Annotated in this window: 19 protein-coding genes; 8 read left to right on the top strand and 11 right to left on the bottom strand. The window is 47.9% G+C overall.

What is annotated here, in order from left to right; translation table 11 throughout:
- The first annotated feature begins 53 nt into the window (after positions 1–53).
- Entirely contained in the window at positions 54–341 is a 288-nt protein-coding gene (locus NC997_RS06210; RefSeq protein WP_190525281.1) for a DUF1816 domain-containing protein, read from the top strand.
- Positions 342–561: 220 nt separating this feature from the next.
- On the opposite strand, the gene NC997_RS06205 is transcribed toward NC997_RS06210, so the two are convergent.
- Entirely contained in the window at positions 562–1413 is an 852-nt protein-coding gene (locus NC997_RS06205; protein ID WP_190525280.1) for an alpha/beta hydrolase, read from the bottom strand.
- A 5-nt stretch (positions 1414–1418) separates the two neighbouring features.
- Entirely contained in the window at positions 1419–2135 is a 717-nt protein-coding gene (locus NC997_RS06200; protein WP_190525279.1) for a CAP domain-containing protein, read from the bottom strand.
- A 527-nt stretch (positions 2136–2662) separates the two neighbouring features.
- On the opposite strand from NC997_RS06200, the gene NC997_RS06195 reads away from it, so the two are divergent.
- The gene (locus NC997_RS06195; RefSeq protein WP_190525278.1) at positions 2663–5785 is read left to right on the top strand and encodes a PAS domain S-box protein; all 3123 of its coding nucleotides are present in this window, start codon (positions 2663–2665) and stop codon (positions 5783–5785) included.
- Between the two features lie 108 nt (positions 5786–5893).
- Here the strand turns inward: NC997_RS06195 and NC997_RS06190 are convergent, their stop codons facing one another.
- Positions 5894–6682, bottom strand: a complete 789-nt coding sequence (locus NC997_RS06190; RefSeq protein ID WP_190525277.1) for a thioredoxin domain-containing protein — start codon at positions 6680–6682, stop codon at positions 5894–5896.
- Between the two features lie 236 nt (positions 6683–6918).
- On the opposite strand from NC997_RS06190, the gene gatA reads away from it, so the two are divergent.
- Both gatA and NC997_RS06180 read left to right on the top strand, forming a co-directional pair.
- Positions 6919–8376, top strand: coding sequence for an Asp-tRNA(Asn)/Glu-tRNA(Gln) amidotransferase subunit GatA (gene gatA / locus NC997_RS06185; protein ID WP_190525276.1), 1458 nt, complete (start codon positions 6919–6921; stop codon positions 8374–8376).
- Positions 8377–8441: 65 nt separating this feature from the next.
- Positions 8442–11987 (top strand): DNA polymerase III subunit alpha, encoded by a 3546-nt coding sequence (locus tag NC997_RS06180; RefSeq protein ID WP_190525275.1) that lies wholly within the window; start codon positions 8442–8444, stop codon positions 11985–11987.
- Between the two features lie 48 nt (positions 11988–12035).
- Here NC997_RS06180 and NC997_RS06175 read toward each other — a convergent pair whose 3' ends face one another.
- From NC997_RS06175 to NC997_RS06160, 4 genes are all read right to left on the bottom strand, one after another.
- Entirely contained in the window at positions 12036–13223 is a 1188-nt protein-coding gene (locus tag NC997_RS06175) for a serine/threonine-protein kinase (RefSeq protein ID WP_348257768.1), read from the bottom strand.
- Positions 13224–13368: 145 nt separating this feature from the next.
- Positions 13369–13671, bottom strand: coding sequence for a TMEM165/GDT1 family protein (locus NC997_RS06170; protein ID WP_190414788.1), 303 nt, complete (start codon positions 13669–13671; stop codon positions 13369–13371).
- 95 nt (positions 13672–13766) lie between these two features.
- Entirely contained in the window at positions 13767–14093 is a 327-nt protein-coding gene (locus NC997_RS06165) for a TMEM165/GDT1 family protein (protein ID WP_347275957.1), read from the bottom strand.
- Positions 14094–14301: 208 nt separating this feature from the next.
- Entirely contained in the window at positions 14302–14652 is a 351-nt protein-coding gene (locus NC997_RS06160; RefSeq protein ID WP_190429480.1) for a YkgJ family cysteine cluster protein, read from the bottom strand.
- Between the two features lie 263 nt (positions 14653–14915).
- Between NC997_RS06160 and NC997_RS06155 the strand changes: the two genes are divergently transcribed.
- Positions 14916–15038 carry a photosystem II reaction center protein Ycf12 gene (locus NC997_RS06155; RefSeq protein ID WP_190414819.1) on the top strand — a complete coding sequence of 41 codons (123 nt, stop codon included), beginning with the start codon at positions 14916–14918 and terminating at the stop codon, positions 15036–15038.
- A gap of 159 nt (positions 15039–15197) precedes the next feature.
- On the opposite strand, the gene recJ is transcribed toward NC997_RS06155, so the two are convergent.
- From recJ to cysH, 4 genes are all read right to left on the bottom strand, one after another.
- A complete protein-coding gene (gene recJ, locus NC997_RS06150; RefSeq protein WP_348257767.1) occupies positions 15198–17351 on the bottom strand; it encodes a single-stranded-DNA-specific exonuclease RecJ in 2154 nt (717 codons plus the stop codon).
- An 89-nt stretch (positions 17352–17440) separates the two neighbouring features.
- A complete protein-coding gene (locus NC997_RS06145) occupies positions 17441–17914 on the bottom strand; it encodes a hypothetical protein (protein ID WP_242031510.1) in 474 nt (157 codons plus the stop codon).
- A 193-nt stretch (positions 17915–18107) separates the two neighbouring features.
- The gene (gene sbcD, locus NC997_RS06140; protein ID WP_190530125.1) at positions 18108–19460 is read right to left on the bottom strand and encodes an exonuclease subunit SbcD; all 1353 of its coding nucleotides are present in this window, start codon (positions 19458–19460) and stop codon (positions 18108–18110) included.
- Between the two features lie 91 nt (positions 19461–19551).
- The gene (gene cysH / locus NC997_RS06135; RefSeq protein WP_190414784.1) at positions 19552–20283 is read right to left on the bottom strand and encodes a phosphoadenosine phosphosulfate reductase; all 732 of its coding nucleotides are present in this window, start codon (positions 20281–20283) and stop codon (positions 19552–19554) included.
- A 373-nt stretch (positions 20284–20656) separates the two neighbouring features.
- Between cysH and NC997_RS06130 the strand changes: the two genes are divergently transcribed.
- The 3 genes from NC997_RS06130 to NC997_RS06120 all read left to right on the top strand — a co-directional run bounded on the left by NC997_RS06130 (position 20657) and on the right by NC997_RS06120 (position 24519).
- Positions 20657–20941, top strand: a complete 285-nt coding sequence (locus NC997_RS06130; protein ID WP_190414783.1) for a glutaredoxin family protein — start codon at positions 20657–20659, stop codon at positions 20939–20941.
- Between the two features lie 97 nt (positions 20942–21038).
- A complete protein-coding gene (locus NC997_RS06125) occupies positions 21039–22538 on the top strand; it encodes a UDP-N-acetylmuramoyl-L-alanyl-D-glutamate--2,6-diaminopimelate ligase (RefSeq protein WP_190530110.1) in 1500 nt (499 codons plus the stop codon).
- A gap of 328 nt (positions 22539–22866) precedes the next feature.
- Positions 22867–24519 (top strand): DICT sensory domain-containing protein, encoded by a 1653-nt coding sequence (locus tag NC997_RS06120; protein ID WP_190530108.1) that lies wholly within the window; start codon positions 22867–22869, stop codon positions 24517–24519.
- Positions 24520–24573 lie beyond the last annotated feature (54 nt).

Raw genomic sequence — 24573 nt, 5'->3', positions numbered from 1 at the left:
AAAGAACAACCTTTTAGAAGACTGCTTTGTATCCCCTAAGATAGGCCAAAAACATGAAGGAATTCTTGATTAACATTCTCCACTTCTTTGGATGGGCTTCGTGGGTTGAGATTGTCACAGACAACCCCCGTTGTACTTACTACTTTGGCCCTTTCCTCAGCTCCCAGGAAGCTGATAGAACCAAAGCTGGTTATATCGAAGACCTGGAAGCAGAAGGAGCGAAAGGCATTAAGGCTACTGTGAAGCGCTGTAAGCCAGAGAAGCTGACGATTTACGATGAGTCGGGGGAGCGTTTTGACCGCCAAAGAACATCCACGTTTTTTAGCGGTCAGCCTTCTTAGGTTTTGAGCTTTTTCACAGGTGATATCTACTTCCTTTGAATCCCCATCTTTGGCACCTTACCCCTAACCTTTCTGGGTTTGCCAGAGGGGTACGCTCGCTAGGAATAGATGCTTCTGGGATGCTAAGAATTCACAAGATTGGAAGGATACCAGACTTGAACATGCATCTCCTCTGGTCGGGGCTGCATCACTTCGGGACAGGGTGAGGCGACGATGGTATCTAAACTCCGGCTGGCGTCACGACTTGTGGATGGCTATCGAGCCAAAAGTCAATGTCCCGCAGTACCCGTTCGGGAATTTCCCAGGGAAATAAATGAGCGGTATTCGGGTAGCAGTGCCATTGGCAATCCTTGAGGTGATGAGCCGTTTCTAAACTGGACTCAGGGGTGATGTGGCGATCGCTTGCTCCTGCCAGCATCAAACTCGGACATTGGATTTGCTGGAGATCCGCCAATCGGTTGTAACCAGCTCTCAGAGCAGTATTGAGTGCCTGCGTTGCCGCCGCTGAGGTTTGCAAGTAAGCTGACATCGCTTCCAATGCGAGGTAGCGGTAAGCGCCAGGGGTATGTTGTCCGATCAGGTAGCGATAGAGCGATCGCTTCCCAAAGGTCTCGATATTCCACTCCCACCCAGGCTGTACTCGGTTCACGATCGAAGCCAGCCCCGTGTAGAAATTATCCTGCCAGCTGATTGGCGGATGATTCCCACGGGGGCGTGCTGCTGTGGCAATCAAAATCAAACCCGTGACTCGCTCTGGTAGCTTCAGCGCCAACTCCATCGCCAAAATCCCCCCTAACGACCAACCCAATACCAGGCAACGCTCAATCTGGAAGCGGTCTAGAAGCGCCTCCAAATCGGTTAAATGGTCTTCCATTCTAAAATTACCCTTGATGCGACTATTGCCGTATCCCCGGAGGTCAGGGGCAAAAGTTTGGAATTTTTGGGATAAGTGGTTAGTGAAGACAGACATACTGCTGCCTAACCCCGGATGACCGTGTAGACAGAGAATTGGAAAGCCTTTTCCCTGGCGGAGAACGCTGAGGTGATGAGATGAAGAGGACGAGTGATGCATGAAGCCTATTTCTCTTTATATCCTCCAGCATAGGTAATCACGCACATCGATTTGTATTTTGCGTGAGACCCAAAAGCCACTCCTGCGACTCGGAAAGCCGGGTTGAAAATGTTTTTTCTGTGACCGCGATCCGGAACTCCATCATCAATGATTAACTGCATGACGATAGATTGAGGGGTGTCAGAGCCGTAACTAATATTTTCGGCTGCGGTGGTTTGCCAGGAACCGTAGCGGTTGATGCGAGAAAACGGATCGCTGCGATCGCTCCCATTGTGACCAACCTTACCTTTTGGTCCTTGGTCTTTCACATGATCCCTAGCCCCCAATGACATCCCTTTAGATGCACTTAGAGGTGGGAGAGGACGAGTGGATTTCAGGAAGCGAATCGCTTCATCGACGGCTTTCACACCTTCTTGGGTTTGTAAAAAGATGTTTCCAGACATTCTCACTTGCTTACCTTGGAAGCGTTTTTTCCAATTCTCCAGTACGGCGGCATAGGCGGCGGGATTTTTCCGCGCCTTATTCATTTCAGCAATCACTCCTTGTTCCAGCGGTGAGAGAGTAGTTGCCTGCGCTAGCAAGAGAGAGCCTTCTTGAGAAAAACCAACGGGGACAATATTACCGCTAACATTTGCTAGAGGCTGCCGCGCTTGAACCATCAAAGGAGAGAACGTAGCGAGTAGAACGATGGGGGCAAATGCCCAAAATTGAATTCGACGCATAAGTTACTTTAAGACTCGCTGCCACGAGTTGATAAACTGTCCGTATTAGATAAATAGACAGCACCCGACGAGAAAGTTTCCCCATTTTTGACTACGAGGGGATCGTCTAAAATTTTCAGTGTTTGTGCTAGCTGAGTTTCATTTTGAATCGCGTTACAGTCGATGTCATCGGTGCGATCGCGTACTACTTAGCCTTGAAGTTAGCTTGGAAGCCGCGTTCAGTAAGTTTGTATAATTCGACACAATTAAATTCTTGTATTGAACCTGATTCAGAATTTAGCGCGCTGGTAAGGTGGAGTGGTAGCACGCCTCTCACTTGTGTTTGTCAGCGACAAAACTTATCTATATACGCAGAATTCTTCTGTTTTTTTTGCAATTCGTTATTTCAACAAATGTTACTAGCCTTTGTGTAGAGGGAACTCTAGATATTGAATCCTCTTCGTCATCATGCACTTTGGTATGCAGATGGGGAGGGGCAGAAGCCGCAGTATTGGATACTGTCCAGTGTAGGAACCAATCCCTAATTCATGAAACAGCACTTCCCGGCTCAGAGCCAGATGAAGCACGATTGCCTTTGTTTCCAATTCATTGAAAACCTACCCTTAGCGGCTGCCATTCTCGATTGCAACCTCAACTATCTGCTCTTCAGCCAGCGGTGGTTGAGCGAACTGGGACTGAAGCAACCAGAAATTATTGGGCGATCGCATCCTGAGGTTTGCCCCTCGGATTGGGAACCCTTACAGGCAGCATACCAACGTTGTTTGACCGAAGCAGTCGAGATGTTGGTTGAAGAACCGTTTCAGCGAACGGATGGCTCAACTGGCTGGCGCAAATGGGAGATTCGTCCTTGGCAAGATGAAACCGGAGTGATGGGCGGCATCATCCTGGCAACTGAAGATATCACGGAGCGCAAACAAGCTGAGGCAGCTTTAGCCGTTAAGGAGGCACGATTTAGAGATACCACCGCGAATCTACCTGGGGTGATTTTCCAGTTCACCAACCGGAAGGATGTCTGGAGAGTAGATTATATGAGCGAAGGAATCTGGAATCTCCTAGGCGTGACGGCTGAGGTGGTCATGGCAGATTTCGGCGCGTTCATTCGTCAGGTGCATCCTGACGACTTAGAAAGCTATTATGCATCGGTCACTGAAGTGATTGAGCAATCCATCCCTTGGCACTATGAAGGGCGATTAATCAAGCCAAATGGAGAGATACGCTGGTGGCAGGGTAGTTCTATCCCTACAAAAAACAATCAGGGTGAAATCATCTTCTGTGGGGTGCTGCTGGATATCACGGAGCGAAAGGAAGCGGAAGCAGCACTGAACCAAGGGAAGCTAGAGCTAGAACAACGAGTCGAGGAACGCACCCAGGAACTCCGAGCGGTGGTGGCACACCTGCAAGACGAAATTCGAGAGCGAGAGCAGGCAGAAGCCGCTTTGAAAGAGAGCGAGGCAGAACTACAAGCGATTATCGATAACTGTCCGGCAGTGATTTATTTAAAGGATATTCAAGGACGACACATTCGGGTTAATCGGGAATTTGAACGGTTATTTGGCATTACCAGAGAGGAGATTAAAGGAAAGACGAATTACGACTTGTTTCCCCAAGAAATGGCTCAGCAGTTTACACAGAACGACCGACGGATTCTGGCAGGGGGAAAAGCCATCGTCTCAGAAGAAGTTATCCTCCATGAAGATGGTTTGCATACCTACGTTTCGGTGCATTTCCCAATTCTGGATGAAGCTGGTGTGCCTTACGCGCTGGGTGGGATTTCGACGGATATCAGCGATCGCAAGCGCGTCGAAGACGAACGCAAACAAGCAGCAGCAGACCTGCGCGAACGCAATGCCCTCTTAAACTCTATTTTGGAAAGTACACCAGACTTCATCCTTGTCAAAGATCGGCAGGGGCGTCATATCGCGCTCAACTCTAATTTGGCAAACTTCTTTGGAAAGCCAATTGAGGAGATTCTTGGCAAAGACGATTCTGAACTGCTACCTCCTGACATTGCCCACCAAATCATGGCGAGAGACCGTCAGATTATGGAAGCAGGCGTTACTGAAGCTTATGAGGAAGTGGTTTCTAATGGTGACATCAACACCACCTTTTTAACCACAAAAGCTCCTTGGCGGGATGCTCACGGTAACATTCTGGGTATCGTTGTCATCACGAGGGATATTAGCGATCGCAAACGGGTAGAAGATGCCTTGCGATTGTCCGTTCAGCAGCTAAAAGAGCAAGCACAGCGCGAACAGTTAATTAATCGGCTCACCAACCAGATTCGCAATTCTCTTGACTTTGATGCCATCTTAGAGACAACATTGCACGAAATCCAGAAAGTCCTTCAGACCGATCGATGTCATCTTGGCTGGTATCACGGCAATGTAGAGGAGCCATACTGGGAAATTTCTCCGGAAGTTCGCCTTGCTCACCTACCCGATTTGACCGGACGCTATCCTGCATCGGCATTCGGTGTGTTAGCGACCAAACTTCTAAAGCTGGAAACCTTACGAATAGAAGATATCGAGACGGTAGAAGATCCCACTTGGCGAGACTTTGTACGCACGCTAGGAATGCGAACAGTACTGATTATCCCCGTTCAGTTACCTGGGGGTATGGTTGTCGCAATTTGCTGTAGCCACAGCACCGAACCGCGTTGCTGGAACGATAGCGAGGTCGAGTTGTTACAGGTCGTGATCGAGCAGTTTGCGATCGCGCTCAACCAGGCAGACCTGTACAATCAAACCCGTACTAAAGCACACGAGTTAGAGCAGACACTCAAGGAACTCCAGCAGACTCAGGCGCAATTGGTACAAACTGAAAAAATGTCCAGTCTGGGACAGTTAGTTGCTGGCGTTGCCCATGAAATTAACAACCCCGTCAACTTCATCTACGGCAATCTCACTTATGCCAACAACTATATGCAAGACTTGCTGAGGTTGCTGGAACTGTATCAAACGCACTATCCTCACCCACATTCAGAAATTCAGGAAGAAGCTGAAGCGATTGACCTAGAATTCCTGATGCAAGACTTGCCGAAGCTGCTATCGTCGATGAAAGTTGGAGCCGACCGAATTCAGGAGATCGTGCTGGCACTCCGCAACTTCTCACGCATGGATGAGGCAGAAGTGAAAGCTGTCAACATTCACGAAGGAATTGACAGCACGCTAACCATCTTGCACAACCGTCTGAAAGACAAATCTGACCGTCGCGGCATTGAAATCATCAAGGAATACGGAAATTTGCCCTTGGTGGAATGCTACGCCGGTCAGTTGAATCAGGTGTTTATGAATGTGCTTTCCAACGCGATGGATGCCCTAGACGAACGGGACGCTCAGCGATCGCCTCAGGACATCAAAGAAAATCCCAGCCGAATCACCATTTATACCCAGTTACTGAACCCCCAGCAGGTGCAAATCCGCATCGCTGACAATGGACGGGGGATGACTGAAACGGTTAGACAGCGCCTGTTTGAACCTTTCTTTACCACCAAATCGATTGGCAAAGGCACCGGATTGGGTTTGTCCATCAGCTACCAAGTGGTCGTCGAAAAACATGGTGGTCAGCTGGAGTGCATTTCTTCTCCCGGTAAGGGAGCTGAGTTTCTGATTACACTGCCTTTAGTTACCAAAGTGACAGCCTCTCTGTAATCTGGCATTCTGTCAACTCAGAACTAAATGACTGAGGCTGTCAGAAGCGCTCAAAGGCAATGAACGCTTAAAGCGCTCCATCCAGATTCAATCTTGATGACGCTAGAACTATTTGGCAGCAGTGAGTAGATTTTCCATATCTGACAGTTGGATAGGACCTGAGAAAGTCTCAGTATCGATCAAGAAAAAGGGAGTGCCTGCAAGCCCTAAACTCTCGGCTAGCTGAACATCCTGTCCAATCGCAGCACTAGCCGTATCGCTAGCGCGATCGCGGTTAAATTGCTCTAAATCCAAGTTGAGTGTTTGGGCAATCTCCACATACAACTCCTCGCCCAATTTGTCTTGCTTGGCAAATAAAGCATCATGATATTCCCAGAATTTGCCTTGCCGATCTGCCGCCCATGCCGCTTTAGCCGCTGGCATGGCTTCCGCATGGATCGGAGCGAGGGGAAAATGCTTGTATGCTAAGGTCACTTCATCCGGATGCTTTGCGATCAGCTCCTTTAGCGTGTCATGCGCTTGGGCACAATAAGGACATTGGAAGTCTGAAAATTCGATTACTACAACCTTTGACGGCTCAGTTCCCGTCGTCGGAGATTCACCAATCACTGCCTTGGGGTTAGCCTTGAACTCCTGCAAGAATGACTGCTGGGCTTGGCTTAGCCGCTGTTGTTGTTGCTGCTGATATGCCTGAACAGATTCCAAAATTACTTCTGGGTGCTGGCGAATCACCTGTAAAATTTGCTCTTCCAATCGCGGGCTGATTTGGGTCGCTGCTTGCGCTGGAAGTGTCCAACCGAAAAATGTTAGAGACAATAGCAATAGGGTTGCGAGTCTCAAAACTTTCTGAGCGAGAAAGCGGATGGGAGCGATCGCGCAAAACTGAAATCGACGCATAATTGACCTGGCGTGTGTTACGGACACGATCCAGTATGCTCGACTTGGAGGGTAACTGGACAGCGTCGGGAAAGGGATGTCTTGTGTAGAACAACCTTCGGTTCGGCATTTCCGGGTTTGCCAAACTTCCCGCTAAAATTTCACAATCCCAAAGGATTGCTGAATTAACCATCGCGTCTAAACCACGACCTATACTAAATATCTGGACTTTGAGTCACTAAAGGTAGAAGCAAAGCATGCCATCCATCCGCGAGTTGCACAAACAACTCATTAGTAAAGAACGCTCCGCTGTAGAACTCACTCAAGAAGCTTTAGACCGCATTCAGGCACTAGAGCCGAAATTGAATAGTTTTTTGAGCGTGACGGCAGAGAGAGCATTAGAACAGGCTCAAGCTGTGGATGCCAAAATCGCTGCTGGTGAAGAAATTGGGCTGATGGCTGGCATTCCCATTGGCATCAAGGACAATCTCTGTACCCAGGGAATTCGCACCACTTGCGGTTCCAAGATTTTGGAAAATTTTGTCCCCTCCTACGAGTCAACCGTGACCCAAAAACTGGCAGATGCTGGTGCGGTGATGGTGGGCAAAACGAATATGGATGAGTTTGCGATGGGCAGTTCTACAGAAAGCTCTGCCTATCAAGTCACCGCCAACCCTTGGGATTTACAGCGGGTGCCGGGAGGATCGTCTGGCGGTTCGGCGGCGGCGGTGGCGGCAAGAGAGTGTGTGGTGTCTCTCGGTTCCGATACAGGGGGGTCTATCCGTCAGCCAGCATCTTTCTGCGGCGTTGTCGGGTTAAAACCGACTTATGGGCTGGTTTCCCGTTTTGGTCTGGTTGCTTATGGGTCTTCTTTGGACCAAATTGGGCCATTTGCGCGGACAGTCGAAGATGCGGCAATTTTACTGGGAGCGATCGCGGGTTACGATCCCAAGGACTCCACCAGTCTCGACGTAAAAATCCCAAACTATGCCAAATCCTTGAGACCTGACCTGAGACCTAGAGGTCAGTTGAGAGTCGGTTTTATTAAAGAAACTTTTGGCGAAGGTGTAGACTCCTGCGTCTGGCAAGCAGTCACAAAAGCGATTGAGCAGCTGCAAAATTTGGGAGCCGAAATTCAAGAAATTTCTTGTCCCCGCTTCCGCTACGGTTTGCCCACCTATTACATCATTGCTCCTTCCGAGGCATCCGCCAATCTCGCCCGTTACGACGGCGTGAAGTATGGCTTCCGGACGCCTGACGCGGATAATCTGTTGTCAATGTATACTCAGACCCGCTCCGGCGGTTTTGGCACCGAAGTTAAGCGGCGGATCATGTTAGGCACTTATGCTCTCTCCGCAGGATATTACGACGCCTATTATCTGAAAGCGCAAAAAGTCCGCACCCTGATTAAACAAGACTTCCAACGGGCTTTTGAAAGAGTGGATATCTTAGTGTCTCCCACTGCTCCCACCACTGCATTTAAAGCAGGGGAAAATAGCGAAGATCCCTTGAGTATGTATTTAAATGACCTGATGACGATTCCTTTAAATCTCGCAGGTTTGCCTGGATTGAGTTTACCTTGTGGATTCGATGACCAGGGATTACCGATTGGGATACAGATGATGAGTAACGTGTTGCGAGAAGATTTGCTACTGCAAGTTGCTTATGCATATGAGCAAGCAACTGATTGGCATCTACGCGCTCCAAAACTCTAGATTAGTAATCGGTAATTGGCATCACCGATTACCGATTACCGATTACCAATTACCGATTACCGAATATGTCTTTTGTTGGTTTGCACGTTCACAGTGATTATAGTTTGCTGGATGGTGCCAGTCAGTTACCGGAACTGGTGGATCAAGCATTGAAATTGGGGATGCCTGCGATCGCGCTCACAGATCACGGTGTTATGTATGGCGCGATTGAGCTAATTAAGGTTTGTCGTGGGAAAACGATTAAGCCGATTATTGGCAATGAAATGTATGTCGTTAATGGTGATATTGAAGAACAAAAGCGTGGTCGAAAAAAATATCACCAAGTTGTTTTAGCGAAAAATACGAAAGGCTATAAAAATCTAGTTAAATTAACAACAATTTCCCATCTCAAAGGTTATCAGGGAAAAGGAATTTTTGCCCGTCCCTGTATCAATAAAGAATTATTAGCTGAATACCACGAAGGTTTAATTGTTACCAGTGCTTGTTTGGGAGGTGAAATTCCTCAAGCAATTCTTCAGCGCCGACCAGATGTTGCTCGTCGAACTGCTCAGTGGTATAAAGATGTTTTCGGTGAAGATTTTTATTTAGAAATTCAAGATCACGGTTCTCAAGAAGACCGAACAGTTAACGTTGAGATTGTAAAAATTGCGCGGGAACTAGACATAAAAATTGTCGCTACTAATGATTCCCATTTTATTTCTTGCAACGATGTCGAAGCTCACGACGCATTGTTATGTATTCAGACCGGAAAACTGATTTCTGAAGATAATCGGATGCGCTACAGCGGCACTGAATATCTGAAATCCGCTGATGAGATGAAATATCTGTTTCGAGATCATCTACCGGACGACGTAATTGAGGAAGCGATCGCAAATACCCTAGAAGTCGCAGATAAAGTTCAACCTTACAACATCCTCGGCGAACCTCGCCTTCCCGACTATCCTATCCCAGCCGACTACACCGCCGATACCTATCTCGAAGATGTTACTTGGAAAGGTCTCTTAGAACGCTTTGGTTATCGTTCTCGTGCTGAAGTCGATCCCATCTATAAAGAACGGCTGGAATATGAGTTGAAAATGATGCAGCAGATGGGATTTTCAACATACTTTCTAGTTGTTTGGGACTATATCAAATATGCCAGAGATAATAACATTCCAGTAGGGCCTGGTCGCGGTTCTGCGGCGGGTTCTCTAGTTGCTTATGCCTTAAAAATTACTAACATCGATCCCGTCCATCATGGGTTACTATTCGAGCGATTTTTGAACCCAGAACGGAAATCTATGCCGGATATTGATACAGATTTCTGCATTGAACAACGGGACAAAGTGATTGAATATGTCACCCAAAAGTATGGCACGGATAGGGTGGCGCAGATTATTACCTTTAACCGCCTCACGTCTAAAGCAGTGTTAAAAGATGTTGCCAGAGTGTTGAATATTCCCTATGGGGATGCAGACAAAATGGCGAAACTGATCCCAGTGGTGCGTGGTAAGCCCACAAAACTCAAGGTGATGATTTCGGATGATACCCCGGCACCAGAGTTTAAAGAAAAATACAATAATGACCCCATCGTTCGCCATTGGATTGATATGGCAATGCGAATTGAAGGAACGAACAAAACTTTTGGGGTACACGCCGCCGGTGTCGTGATTTCAGCAGAACCTTTAGATCAAATTGTGCCGCTACAACGAAATAATGACGGCTCAGTCATTACCCAGTATTTCATGGAAGACTTGGAATCGCTGGGGTTGTTAAAGATGGACTTTCTGGGGTTAAGAAACCTAACCATGATCCAGAAAAGCATCGATCTAATTAAGCAAAATAAAAATATTACTCTCGACCCCGATCAACTCCCGCTTGAAGAAAGAAAAGCTCAGAAAATCTTAGCCAAAAGTGAAGTTAAAAAAATCCCCCTAGATATTCAAAAAACCTACGAAGTATTAGAAAAAGGTGAATTAGAAGGCATCTTTCAATTAGAGTCTTCTGGGATGCGTCAGATTGTGCGCGACCTGAAGCCTTCCAGCATCGAAGATATTTCCTCAATTCTTGCTCTCTATCGACCGGGACCATTAGATGCGGGTCTGATTCCTCTGTTTATTAACCGCAAGCATGGTAGAGAAGAAATTAAGTATGTCGATCCCTTACTAGAGCCAATTCTGCAAGAAACCTATGCGGTTCTTGTTTATCAAGAACAAATTATGAAAATGGCTCAGGATTTAGCTGGATATTCTCTAGGTCAAGCAGACTTATTGAGGAGATCGATGGGTAAAAAAAAGGTTTCGGAAATGCAAAAGCATCGAGAAGCCTTTATTGATGGAGCTGCTAAAAATGGAGTAAAGGAAAAGATTGCTGAAGATTTATTCGAGCAGATGGTTAAATTTGCCGAATATTGCTTCAATAAATCCCATTCAACGGCTTATGCTTATGTAACTTATCAAACGGCATATTTAAAGGCAAATTATCCCGTTGAATACATGGCAGCGCTGCTGACCTCTAACAGTGGCGACCAGGATAAGGTGCAAAAATATATCACCACTTGTTTGAGTATGAATATTCAAGTGGAGCCGCCAGATATTAATCGATCGGGAGTTGATTTTACACCGCTGCAAAATAGTATTTTATTTGGATTGTCGGCAGTCCGAAATGTGGGAGAGGGGGCGATTCGGTGTCTTTTGGCAGCACGGGAAAGTGGGGGCAATTTTAAGTCTTTGGCTGATTTGTGCGATCGCGTGGATCTTCGCACAGTTAACAGCCGCGCCTTAGAAGCTTTGATCAAATGCGGTGCGTTTGATACCCTCGAACCCAACCGACAGCAATTAAGCAAAGACCTTGAGCTAGTTCTCCCTTGGGGGCAAAATCGCGCTAAAGACCGAGCCAGTGGGCAGGGAAATCTCTTTGACTTTGGAAATACGACAACAGAAAGTAGCTTTGAATCTGCTCCCAAGGCTCCAGCCATCCCTGATTTTTCTCAACACGAAAAGTTACATTTTGAGAAAGAACTGCTAGGCTTTTACGTCTCTGACCATCCCCTTAAATCTGTGCGAAAATCTGCTCAAATTCTCGCTCCGATTAATCTTAGCGAACTCGGCGACCAGCGGGAGGATACGACTCTTAGCGCCATTGTGATAGTCAGCGGGATCAAACCCGTAGTCACCAAAAAGGGCGATCGCATGGCGATCTTGCAAATCGAAGACTTAACAGGTCAATCTGAAGCCGTCGTCTTTCCGAAAACTTACGAACGCATTCACTTACATCTGGTCGTGGATAATCGCCTGATTATTTGGGGAAAAGTAGACAGGCGAGACGATAAAACTCAGCTGATCGTTGAGGATACAGAACCCATTGAACAAGTGCGGATGGTGATGGTGGAACTGACACCTCATCAAGCGGGTGACATTGCGGAACAGCATCGCTTGATGACCAATCTCCAAGAACACTCAGGCGATAAAGACAAAGCAAATGTCCCGGTGATTGCAACGGTGAAAGGAGGACAGCGGCACTTAACCGTTCGCCTGGGTCGTCAATTCTGGGTGCAAGACCACAACACAGCGGTTGAGGCGCTCAATTCCGCGGGTTTTCCGGCTCGCGTTCAGCCTCTGATCGCTGTTTGAGATTGTTTAATTGATGGCGGTGCCTTCCAAACAGCCATCCCCAAGGCGCTAGCTCTGAGGGGGCTTTTTGGGCGTTGGAGATCCCAGAAACTGACTTTTTAGCTCCTCCAATTCCAGATCGACCTGGCTGTTAGCTTTAGCAGGATTTGAAGATGGAGGTTGTGGGGACGCCGATTTTTGATTTTCGTTTTTGGCGGTGCTACCACCCATTATTTCGGCTTTTAAAGCCTCTAATTCAATATCAATTTGGCTTTTGGATGGGTTAGGGGGTTTGTTGGCAACGGGTGGTGTCACTGGCGATGATTTCAGAGGCTTGGCAGGTGTCGCCGGTGTATGAGAAATTACCGTGACTTGGGCTGGCGAAGGATTCAGGTCTTTCAAGACTTCTTCTACTGATTGATAGCGCCGACTGGGAGCAGTTTGCAGCATTTTGTCCAGAATTTTGCCCAGCGAATCGCTAACTTTAGAGATTAAATATTGCCGCCAAATCCAAGCATCTTCGTTAATATCGTACAAGTCAAATGGAGAGCGCTGAGTTAATAGATGAATGCAGGTGACGCCTAAACTATAAATATCGCTAGCGAAAGAAGCTTTGCCTCTGGCTTGCTCTGGTGCCACATATTCAGGGCTGCCAATGCTGGTTCCCGTTTGGTTGAGGGCGTTAGTGGTGGCAACTTTAGACGCGCCGAAATCAACCAGAACGAGCTTGCGATCGCGACTTCTGCGAATAATATTTTCTGGCTTAATATCTCGGTGAATCACTTGTTGGCTGTGGACAAATTGCAGCACTGACAATAAATCATTCAGCAACTGACAAATCTGAGATTCGCTAAAAGCACCTACTTGTGCCAATTCTTGGGCTAAGTTTTGCCCGTCGATAAACTCTTGCACCAAATACTGGCGATCGTCTTGAGTAAAATATGCCAGTAATTCGGGAATCTGGGAATGTTTACCCAGTTCATCCAGCCGCATTGCTTCTTGATTAAATAACTCAATTGCCTTTTTAACCGTGCTGGTGCCTTGGGCTTGCGGGTAAAACTGCTTGATTACACAACGCGGTTTAGAAGGTTTATCTTCATCCACTGCCAAAAAAGTTCTACCAAAACCGCCTTGCCCAATCGGTTTGATGGCACGGTAGCGGTCTTTGAGCAACAACTTAGTGCCGCAAGTCAGGCAAAACTTTGTATCAGAGGGATTTTGAGAGTTTGGGCAAGCTGGATTGAGGCAATAGCTCATAGTGGGAAGCGCTGCAACTGACTAAATCTATGTTGACACTCCTAGCGCTAAAGCCTTGTTTTTTTACGGGCTTTTTCCAGAATTAATGTTTTTCTGGCTGGAATTTTTCTTCCCAATGTAAGAACTCAAAACCCAAACCCGATCTTTACGGTGTCTCTTCTAAATCTTCTGGCACATCGGTATCGGGCCACAACAAGCGGACGGCAATTAAGGCAAACCCAATGGCTGCGATCGCTTTGAGTAACCGCGCAGGCAACAGCACCGCCACGCCTTCCCCAGCAATGACTCCCAGGAAGCTAGCCAACAGCAGTGCGGCGATCGTTCCTAGAAACACGGCGCGGGGAGATTTAGAACTGCCACTGAGCGCGATCGCTGCCAATTGGCTCTTATCTCCAATCTCCGCTAAAAATACCGTGATGAAACTAATTCCGAGAAGATGCCAATCCATAGTTGAAGGTTGGAAGGGTTAAAGGTTGAAAGTTTTGAATCGCTGACAGGTTGAACTTTCAACGTGCCAACCTTGCAACGTGAAAATCTTGCAACTTAAAAATGTACGACATCCCACAGCAGCATCACAGAAACAAAGAGTAAACAAGCTCCCGCTGCCATGTCCAAGGTTTTAGGAGACAGCCGAGTTGCCAGCCAGCGCCCCAACAATACACCCACCAAGCTTGTAGCGATTAGTGCCACCGCCGCACCCGCAAACACCAACCACGGCGACTGAGATTCTGCACTCATCAGCAGCGTTGCCACCTGAGTTTTATCTCCCATTTCTGCCAAAAAGATCGTCAAGAACGTGGAGCTAAAGACTGTCCAAGGCACCCGCTGGAAAAGCTTCACTTTTGGCTTTTGAGATTTAGAATGGCTAATCTTTGAAGAGGGTGAAGGCGCTGATTCAACGGCAGGTACCTGGGCGCTAGGACGCTCTAAGGCAGGCAGGCTAGGAGGCAGTGCAGAAAGTTTCACTATTGAGTTAGGCTCAACGCTAGCTAGTTTTCATATTCTTTTCATTTTCTCAGAATATGGTACAAATATCAACCTTTGGTTGCTTGCAGAAGATTTAAGTTCCTAATCGGTTTCAAAAGCCAACTTCCTGGTTAAATCGGATCATTTCTAAAGAGCGATCGCCATAAACGCCTTCAATCTGTTCGCGGCAACACTCCACTGCAAAGTCATTGAGTTCCTCTGGCTCAATGCCGTACAATTCCTCAAAAACATCTGCCTGCACCCGACAAAAGCGAGGACGATCTAGATAAATCTGACATTCTCGCGTCTCCCGATCGAAATTCACACACCATCCCCCTTCGCCGACCATGCTCAGATATAGCTGTAACTCCTCTGGCATGAGATATTGATCTAAGTCAGGGCGATCTGCTGGATCGAGATGACAGCAGGCTCCACATTGCTTAACACATCGCCAAGTCGGCATTGTTCCAAACCATCTTTCAAAAAGTTCTCGTCTCTTCAGTTTAGACGCGATAAATCGCGCCTTGAAGAGAGGTTTTTCCTTGCCAGCGGCAAGAAACGACTTTCTGAGGGTTTTTTGTCATTGTTTATACTTTTGTAAAGTTCTTTAAATAAAAGACGCGATCGCTGGGTAAGATTAGATGGCAAAATTTGCCAATTAGCTATTCAAATCAACACATTGTAAATACCCGTAGAAAGGCAGGACAAATGGAGATTTTCAGCGACTTGTTCAGCGGTTTGAGCAGCATCAACTGGGAAGTCATTGCTCAGCTAGGCTTTGTGGCGGTAATTATGCTTGCTGGCCCAGCAGTTATCTTCGTGCTGGCATTTCGAGGCGGCGACCTCTAAAAGACTGGCATTTTGACACAAAATCGTATTTTCAACGCAAAGTACCGCAAAGGATAGCGCAGAGTCTACGCGAAGAATGAGCAGATAGCTTTGCGTAACTTGGCAAATCCCTTTGCGTTACTTTGCCTTAAAAAATCTTATCTTGCTTTCTCAGAAAACTTAGGTATTTTTCCCCGGTAGATCCAGCGCTTGCATTGCCGCTTTAATCAATGGATAAAACGGAGGTTTCGTCACATCAACCTCTTTGGCATTTTCCCGCGTGATTCCGAGTAAACCCATTCGGTGTCCTTGCTGAATCGCCAGAACCTTGCCTTCGGGATTTCTAATTTTTAACTCTTTTAAAGACTCAGAAAGGCTACAGGTATAGCGACGCTGGTTGTAGTGAAACTCAGCTTTCAATCCTGGGGAGAAGGACAATTGATGAGGTTCCCCCGTGGAACGTCGCAGACCTACTAACTCCAGTTGTATTGTGGTGTTGCCATTCCAGGTATTTTGTCGCAGTTTGTAGGCGATATCAACCCGCGACGGTAAAGGGTAATAATTGCCCCATCGCCAAGCGATCGCTTCGATTTTCCGAACCTGACTCCCGTTATCCCCAGAGTCTTGGAATTTTAATTTGACGTGACCCTTCCCGACAATTTTTTGCTCAACTACGCGGACATTCGGCGTCCAGAATACGGGATCGGCGTTTTCAATCCCGCACGGGTGAAGGGCATCAATCTGTTGGTACAGATCAAGATTAATATCGTCGAGGTTAGCCTGAACGTCAATCTTGAGCAGCGGCTTTAGGTGCTGGGGTTCCAGACACTGATGAGCAAAAAGGCTAAGACGCGATCGCAATGCGGGGAGATTTTCGGCTGGCATCGAAAAACCCCCCGCCGCCTTGTGTCCGCCAAATTTCCCCAGCAAATCCTCGCAAAACTGCAAAGCTTCAAATACGTGAAATTCAGGAATTCCCCGCGCCGAACCCCGGACGTGATGGTCATCCTCATAAGTTCCGATAAACACCGGCACGCCGTAGCGTTCCACCAAGCGCGAGGCAACAATTCCAATCACGCCATGATGCCATCCCGGTTGAACCAGAACTAACACCCGTTCTTGCTGGAAGTCAATCGACTTATCTGGAATTTGAGGTAAAACCTCACTGGCAGAATCTAAATTTTTCTTCGGGATTCCAATAATCTGGGTTTCTTCACACCAAGTAACGGCATCCCGTTCAATCTCTTCACAGAGTTGCTGTCGGTGTTTGTTAATTTGTTCGCACTGCATCGCCCGTTCCAGTGCGATTCCCATATCATCAGTTATCAGCAATTCAATCACAGTCTGCGGGTCGGCAATCCGTCCCACGGCGTTAATTCTTGGCCCCAGGCGAAACCCAATATCCTCTGGCTTTAAAGATTGCGGATTTGGGATTTTAGATTTTGGAATTTCCGCTTCGCTGTTCTCTGTGCCTTGAGGTACTCCCGCTATCTGAATCAGCGCCTGAACTCCCGCTAGTTGAGAATTCGGTAATTGTTGCAAACCCCGCTTCACCCAGCGGCGGTTTACCCCGGTTAACGGTGCTAAATCGGCAATGGTTCCGAGGGTAAAGAGTTCTAATAGCGGCTTCACCAATCCCTTCGTTTGCCCCAGCTGTTGGGCGAGGGTGACAGCCAAGATATAAGCGACGCCGACGCCCGCCACCCCGCGATAAGGGGAAGATTCTCGAATCAGCTTGGGATTGAGAATGGCATCCGCTGGAGGCAAGTTTTCGGGAATATCGTGATGATCGGTGACAATAACTTTGACACCCAGCTGCCGTGCCCGATCGATTGGCTCAAACGCAGAAATGCCGTTATCTACCGTTAAAATCAGCCAAACGCCTTCCCGGTGAAATTCTTCGACAATACGGCGATTAATCCCGTAGCCTTCACTCATGCGGCTGGGAATCGCATAATCTACCTGTGCCCCTAACCACCGCAATGCCCGGAGTAATAGCGCGGTGCTGGTCATCCCATCCGCATCATAGTCTCCGCAGATCGCAATTTTGTGCTGGGATGCGAGCGCTTCTTTCAACAACTCCACACTAATTGCCAAGTCGGGAAATTCTTCCAACGGTGAGGGCAAAACCTGAGATTCTGGATCTAGGAATGCTTGTGCCTCTTCTGGCGTCTCAATGCCTCGGTTAATCAGTACCTGACTCAACAGTGGTGAAAGACCCGTCGTTTTAGCTAACTGTTGGGCTAGTTCGTCTCGTACTGGAAATATTTGCCATCGATGATTGGGCAATCGGGCAGGACGAGGGGATGATTCTGAATGAGGACGATCTTGCACAGGCGTCGTATTTCCAGCAGTCTGGCTCAGCCCATCCTATCAGTTTTAATTCGTTAAATGACTGGGTCTATAGGGATATGCGATCGCTTTTAATAAACAGCAACCCGACCGTCATCTCTTAAATAAATTGTGCGATCGCCTGGAGGACGCCCACCAGGACGGACTTCGATTCGTAAAGTTCTAGGATTCGGTTTAGCAAGTCTCACTCCCAGGGGCAAACCCGTCGCATCCCACAGCAAAAGTGATAGATTCGGGTCTGTACCCCCTCCCCTCGTGAAAGACACGACTTGTCCGGGATTGAGGGGAATCGGATCGGTACCCACCACCTTTTGCATCTGAACCAAACTCGATGTCAGGTTTACCACCTCATAGGTGATGCGTTGTCCCGGTACGAACTGAATCGGGGCTGGGGGGCACTTTGCCGCACAAGTTCCCGCCAAAGCTGGTTGGATGTGTGCCGCTGCACCAACGCTAAAAGCAGCTGCGACTAAAACTGCTGGTAAAAATTTAGACATTAAAGGCTGCGTTGTGACTTGCTGAGAAGTCTGTTCCCGAAAGCTCATTTACTCAAATTCTGTAATCTATTTATCTAAATTTTAAACTTTTTCAGAGTTTTTTGCTTTTTGCTGATACGCTCAAACCTGCTTTTTAGTTTATGTAATTATACGTATACTGAACAATACTTAGTATGAAAAATACGCGCATACTAAGTAATACTGAATCCTTGCAGATTTAGCACAAATTCAAGCAAGACTTTTACAGTAAACGCAGCTGGGAATCTGTCGTTGCCACAGATTGCTGACTCGGTTGATTCGTTCCTATCGCTGATGCTTCCTCAATGTCAGAAGCGTTGAACCACGCCTCTTCCTCATGTGCCAGTAACTTCTGGGCTTCTTCCAGCATCAAGGCGGCAATATCCTTAAGGTCTTCCCGATTGGCTAAGTAAGTTTTCAGCGCTTCCACAGGATCGGTGCTGGCACTAGAACCGAGTTCGGGCAAGCGAGGACGCGCTAGCTGACTGACTAATTCCGCCTGAATTGTGTAGGTGTGGGCGTCACTTAAGCTAGCGTGCAGGGCATTATTATCAATCAAATCTATCTGCTCGGAACGCAGTTTGTAGATTAGCCGCACGACAGCATCTTTGATATCTTTTTTGCCTATCGCTTTGATTAAAGCGGCTTGCGGCTCAGATGCATCAGAGACATCCACTTCGATAGTTCGGAAGGGGCGCACGGGAAGAGGACAAAATTCCCATTGGGCGTTGCCTCGTTCCAGTTGAATCATCACATAGCCTTTGTCTTCTTTTTCTTCGCTGAAATCGACTCGCTCAATACTGCCTGGGTAGATAACTGGAGGCTGGTTCGACTTGTTGAGATTCTGATGTCGGTGGACGTGCCCCAACGCGACGTAGTCAAAGCAAGGTCGCGTCAGCATCGAGATGGGGATGGTAAACCCTTTGCCGACTGCTAGGAAGCGCTCTGCACCTAAGTTAGCTCGGTCTGCCATCAGGTGAGCTAAAAGAACGGTTGGTACTTCCGGATCTAGACGCCGGATTTCTCCTTCCAGGCAAGGCTCAAGACGCTTAATTAATAACTCGTTAACTTCGGCTAGAGACAAATCTTCGGTTTCTGGGCGCGTCAGCAGGGCGGAACGGGTGAGCCAAGGGAGGGTAATGATTTGGACGGGACCGCTGCGGGTTTCGATGCGGTGGGTGACGATGCGATCGCCGACAATAAACCCTGGCACTCCTAATGTCCGATAAATACATAAACTTGCGCCTCCCTGCCCCTGAGAATGCTGGTCGTGATTCCCCACGAGCAACACCGTTGGGATCTGAGCATCGACTAAGCGGCGAAACTGACTGGCAAACGCTTCCTGTACATATGGCGGCGGCGTTGCATCGGGAAAAGCATCTCCACCGAACAAGACTAAATCGACGGGTTCGGCATTCTCTCCATCTGAGCTTTGCCCAATCGCTCGGTCAATACACTTCGATAAAGTATTGACAAAATCCTCAAGGCGTGTGTTTACTCCGGTTTCCGGATTGACCCGTCCGTGGGAGAAGCCACTCCCCATGTGAATATCGGATAGGTGGAGGATTTTAATCATTTTGCTAATTGGTAATTGGTGATTGGTCATGGGTAATGGGTAATCTTCTTGCCATTACCCATTACCCATTACCTATTACCCATTAGACATTCTAAATGTGAATTCCACATTCGGTTTTACCCATGCCGCGCCAGCGACCTGCGCGTTCGTCTTCACCCTCAGCAACGGGTGTCGTGATGGGTTCGTCGCCGATGCTGGCATATCCCTGATCGTGCAGAGGATTGTAAATCATGCCATGCTCAGCCACATAAGCCCAGCTATCCTTGCGTGTCCAGTTGGCCAGAGGATTCACTTTCAGCCGTTGCTGTGAATCTAGTTCCAAGACTGGCATATCAGCACGAGTCACGGCTTGGTCGCGGCGGCGTCCGGTAATCCAGGCAACGGTGCTGAGTTCTGCTAGACCCCGTTGCAATGGTTCAATTTTGGTCAGGTGGTGAAATTGAGTGATGTCCTTATCCCACAGCGCTTCGCCGTATTTAGCCGCAAAGGCTTCGCGGGAGTCTAGATCGGGAATTTTGTAAGTTTGGAGGTTTAAATTGTAAAGTGCCTGCGCTTTAGCAACTAACTCCAGGGTTTGAGGAAAGTGATACAGCGTGTCCAGAAACAGGACTGGCACTGGCGTTGCTGGTTTGAGATCGCGGTATAAAAGATCCGTAATTACCAAATCATCCACATTAAAGGCGCTGGTTTGCACCAGTCCCGTGGGGATATTTGTAACACACCAAGCCAGGATCTCTCTGGGATGAGCTTTGTCAAATTTTTGGTTAAGCTCATCCAGATTAAACGAGGAGATGCTAACGGGAGCTGTGGTGCTATCGCTCATGGTACGTTTCTAGTGAATTTCTGAATTCTTTATTACAAATTATTTTACCTCTTATAAGCACCTAACCCGATCGGAGAACAGGGCTATAAATGAACATCGTGTAAAGAATTGCATGGCATTCTACTGGCGCAGACATGGGCGCGGACAAGAATCACCCCGCCTACATTCCCTCGCCAACATCCTGCTATCGAGAGGAAGGATTGTAGAGGCAAAGCGTAGCCAGTCACAGAATGATTCTGCTGCTTTTTTTTGGGATGGGTGTCCGCTTTGAAGAAAAGATGAGATAACTTCTAATTGTTGAACCGGCAATTGATTTCTGCCAAACTGCACTAGGAGCTATCATCGCCCTATAAAAGTTTTTTGGAGAGATTGAGTGCGGTTAATTCTGTACAGCAAGCCGGGTTGCCACTTGTGCGAGGGGTTACAAGAAAAACTCGAACAAGTTTCAAACCCCCCCATTGAACTGGAAATCCGGGATATCACTACCCGCGAAGATTGGTTTCAAGCCTATCAATATGAAATTCCTGTCCTGTTTAGGGTTCGATCTCAGCGTACAGATCGAGTAGAAGAACCGTTGCCCCGTCCTTCTCCCCGCGCTACGGTGCAACAGTTGGCGCAAATGTTACAGAAATATTTGCTTGTAAAAGATAAAGAATAAGCGCGAATAGTCTTGAGTCGAGCGTCCGCCTGCTAACGATCCGATGACTCATGACTAACGATTAATGACTCGTGACGATTGTGAGGAGTTACTAAAGATGAAATTGCGAGAGTTATTAGCAACCATTCCCCAGATTGAGCAACCCTCTAGTCAGACTGCTCTGGAATTGGAAGTTAAGGGCTTAACGACAAATTCCCATGCTTGTCAACCGGGAGATTTGTTTATCGGGATGCCCGGAACGCGAGTGGATGGAGGGGAGTTTTGGGAAGGCGCGATCGCATCCGGTGCAGTCGCCGCCCTGGTTTCTTCCCAAGCTGCCCAAAAACATCCTCCCAAAGGGGAAGATGCCTGCGTGATTCCAGTTGCAGACATGACTCAAGCTTGCGCCCAAGTTGCTGCTGCCTTTTATGGCTACCCAGCGCAACAGCTAAAACTGATTGGCGTCACTGGCACGAATGGCAAAACGACAACGACTCATTTAATCGAATTTTTCCTGACTTGGAGCCAGTTACCAACGGCTTTATTTGGGACGCTGTATGCCCGTTGGGCTGGCTTTCAACAAACCGCTGCCCACACGACGCCTTTTGCTGTCGAACTGCAAAAACAACTGGCAGACGCGATCGCAGCCGGATCTCAGATGGGTGTGATGGAAGTAAGTTCCCACGCTTTGGCGCAAGGTCGGATTTTAGGTTGTCCGTTTTCGGTTGCGGTGTTTACCAATCTCACCCAGGATCATCTAGACTTCCACCACGACATGGAAGATTACTTCAATGCAAAAGCGTTGCTGTTTAGCCCTGAATATCTCAAAGGGCGGGCGGTAATTAATTCAGATGATTCTTATGGACAGCGATTGATCGAACGGTTAAATCCAGACCAAGTATGGCGCTATAGTGTCAACGATACAACCGCCGATTTGTGGATGAGCAACCTGAGTTATGAGCCAACGGGAGTCAGCGGGGTCATGCATACCCCCAAAGGGGACGTGGCTTTCCGTTCTCCCCTGGTCGGGCAGTACAATCTGGAAAATTTACTTGCCGCTGTGGGAGCAGTGTTGCATCTGGGAGTAGATTTGGAGTTAATTGCGGCGGCGCTACCCCAATTTTCGGGAGTGCCGGGACGGATGGAACGAGTGCAAATCGGTTCCCAGCAAGAGATTAGCGTTATTGTCGATTATGCTCACACGCCGGACAGTTTGGAGAATTTGCTAAAAGCGGCGCGTCCGTTTATTCCCGGTAAGATGATCTGCGTCTTCGGTTGTGGAGGCGATCGCGATCGCACCAAACGCCCAAAGATGGGTCAAATTGCCGCGCAGTTAGCAGACAAAGCCGTTGTTACCTCCGACAATCCGCGGACGGAAGATCCAGAACGGATTTTGCAAGATATTGTCGCCGGGATACCAACCTCGGCTCAACCAGTGATGGTGATTAGCGATCGCGCGACTGCCATTCATACCGCCATTTTAGAAGCCCAACCGGGTGATGGCGTCCTCATCGCGGGTAAAGGTCATGAAGACTACCAAATCTTAGGAACGGAAAAAATCCACTTTGACGATCGAGAACAAGCACGCGATGCCCTATTAAAGCGGATGCCTGGTTAAAGCAATTGTGGATTTTAGATTTTAGAGTGGAGCGGTTAACTTGTAACTAGGCGCAATTCAATCTAACTTGTTGTCTCTTGAAATGGAGATTGATGGCTGGGAAAGGATTAAAGAGACACTCGCTAGATGGGTAGAAATCAAGATGAAACTATCTCTGGTTTCTCCCAATCTGCGATCCGCACCGCTGCGCTAAAAGTAGCTACAAAGAAGTTTCCAGTCAAAAGTCTTCAAAATCATCCAAGTTGATTTTCACCCATTTGTTGAGACATCAGTGCATTTAACAAGTCACCTTTTCATCCAAAAGCAACCTCTAAAATCTTAAAATCTTATGGATGCATCCCTTTACCAATTGGCTCTGCGTGTAGAGTCAGCGCCTCAGCCGCTTGCCGTGAGTGCAACTACGCTCAAGTCCTTGCTGTGGGCGCTGATGGACGTACTGATTGACCAACAACTGCCAGCCAAACTCTGGGTAAAGCTACCGCCTGGAGAAGGCTGGCAGGCGCAGATAGAACAATATCAGGAGCGGGGGCAGGTTGGGCATACCATTTATGTCTGTAACGGCAAAGAGGGACGAGAGCAGGAGAGAGTAGAAGCAGGAGAGAGCCAAAGCCAGGAAGAATTTGAAAATTCCCCTTATGCACTCACCGGATCGCCAAAAATTTCCCCCACCGCCTCGCAGATTATTCCAGTTCAACTGAAGCCGGAAAACGCAATTTCCAGAGAATATTTTTTGTTAGTGCTATCCGAACGCTTTTGCGGCTTAATTCTGGCTCATCGACCCCGCAGCGCTAAGCCATCTGCCCAGACAACTTCAAAGGATTTGGATCAAATCAAAAATATAGACTCAAAAGAGTTTCTCGCTTCTCAGTACCGGAATAAGAGCGCCCTAGGCAATCCTTACGGGGCACAGTCAGGCGTTAGCGAAAGCGTTTTGGCTTTGCAAAAGCAAATGGCTACAGCAGGCACGGAGGACAAGCGAGGACGACCGCTGCTGACAATTTGCGCTTTTGACAAGCCAGTGATTCAGGAGGTTTTGCAGGGAATCCGACCCGCGATCGCGCCCACTGAAGAGACTCTCCTCAGCAACTGGGACAAGCTATTTACCTTACCGCAATCACCCGATTTAGTACAGAATCGAGCGATCGCATCCATCCTGACTCAGTTACTGGTAAAACAAGTCCAGCAGCAAGAGGAAATCGGGCGGGGTGCTGCCGCCAATCATGCATCAACAACGGAAATCGCCGAACTCCAGCGGCAAAATCAAGCTTTGCTGGATGAAGTGCGCTTTAAAGATGAACTACTAAGCAATGCGCTGTTAGAACTGCGGACGCCGCTAACCAACATGAAAACCGCGCTGACGCTGCTAGAGTCCCCACAACTCAAACCCTCGCAGCGTCAGCGCTACCTGCATTTGCTGCATACACAGTGCGATCGCCAAGTTTCTTTGATTAGCGGTTTAATGGAGCTAGTACAGCTAGATCGGGCAACTACCCCAACAACTTTGCTTCCAGTGCAGTTGGCAGATATCGTGCCTGGAGTTGTCAGCACCTATCAAGCGATCGCTCAAGAAAAAGGCATCCAGCTAGGCTACACGGTCAGTCCTAACCTTCCGGCTGTCTCCTGCTTAGAGGCATGGCTGCGACAAATTATTATCAATCTGCTACACAACAGCATTAAATTCACTCCCACTGGCGGTCAGGTGGTGGTACGCACCAAGCAACAAGGCGAATACGTACAGTTGGAATTTCGCGATACCGGCATCGGCATTGCCCCGAACGAATTGCCCAAGATTTTTGACCGCTTTTATCGCGGACGCCTAGCACCGGGCGAAGAAGTTTTCGGTGCTGGATTAGGTTTAACCATTGTGCAGCAACTTCTCCTACGTTGCGCTGGCTCTATTTCTGTCACCAGTAAACTTGGTCAGGGTTCTACTTTCAAAGTGTTGTTACCCGTTCACCATTCGACATCTGTTCAGCCGTAAGTTGGGTATCTGAATACCATTGCACGGGATATCTACCATAGATTCATCTATACC

It is taken from the genome of Trichocoleus sp. DQ-A2 (genome assembly GCF_039961915.1).
Classification (GTDB): domain Bacteria; phylum Cyanobacteriota; class Cyanobacteriia; order Cyanobacteriales; family FACHB-T130; genus FACHB-T130.
Note: the sequence above shows the minus strand (reverse complement) of the source record. Positions and strands in the feature narration are given on the sequence as shown.

Coding starts and splice junctions, on each gene's coding strand:
- NC997_RS06190 (WP_190525277.1), bottom strand. CDS start 6,682: ATGCGTCGATTTCAGTTTTGCGCGATCGCTCCCATCCGCTTTCTCGCT.
- NC997_RS06175 (WP_348257768.1), bottom strand. CDS start 13,223: ATGAGCTATTGCCTCAATCCAGCTTGCCCAAACTCTCAAAATCCCTCT.
- sbcD (WP_190530125.1), bottom strand. CDS start 19,460: ATGATTAAAATCCTCCACCTATCCGATATTCACATGGGGAGTGGCTTC.
- gatA (WP_190525276.1), top strand. CDS start 6,919: ATGCCATCCATCCGCGAGTTGCACAAACAACTCATTAGTAAAGAACGC.
- NC997_RS06195 (WP_190525278.1), top strand. CDS start 2,663: ATGAAACAGCACTTCCCGGCTCAGAGCCAGATGAAGCACGATTGCCTT.
- NC997_RS06125 (WP_190530110.1), top strand. CDS start 21,039: ATGAAATTGCGAGAGTTATTAGCAACCATTCCCCAGATTGAGCAACCC.
- cysH (WP_190414784.1), bottom strand. CDS start 20,283: ATGAGCGATAGCACCACAGCTCCCGTTAGCATCTCCTCGTTTAATCTG.
- NC997_RS06145 (WP_242031510.1), bottom strand. CDS start 17,914: ATGAGCTTTCGGGAACAGACTTCTCAGCAAGTCACAACGCAGCCTTTA.
- NC997_RS06160 (WP_190429480.1), bottom strand. CDS start 14,652: ATGCCGACTTGGCGATGTGTTAAGCAATGTGGAGCCTGCTGTCATCTC.
- NC997_RS06170 (WP_190414788.1), bottom strand. CDS start 13,671: ATGGATTGGCATCTTCTCGGAATTAGTTTCATCACGGTATTTTTAGCG.
- NC997_RS06200 (WP_190525279.1), bottom strand. CDS start 2,135: ATGCGTCGAATTCAATTTTGGGCATTTGCCCCCATCGTTCTACTCGCT.
- NC997_RS06205 (WP_190525280.1), bottom strand. CDS start 1,413: ATGCATCACTCGTCCTCTTCATCTCATCACCTCAGCGTTCTCCGCCAG.
- NC997_RS06210 (WP_190525281.1), top strand. CDS start 54: ATGAAGGAATTCTTGATTAACATTCTCCACTTCTTTGGATGGGCTTCG.
- NC997_RS06180 (WP_190525275.1), top strand. CDS start 8,442: ATGTCTTTTGTTGGTTTGCACGTTCACAGTGATTATAGTTTGCTGGAT.
- NC997_RS06120 (WP_190530108.1), top strand. CDS start 22,867: ATGGATGCATCCCTTTACCAATTGGCTCTGCGTGTAGAGTCAGCGCCT.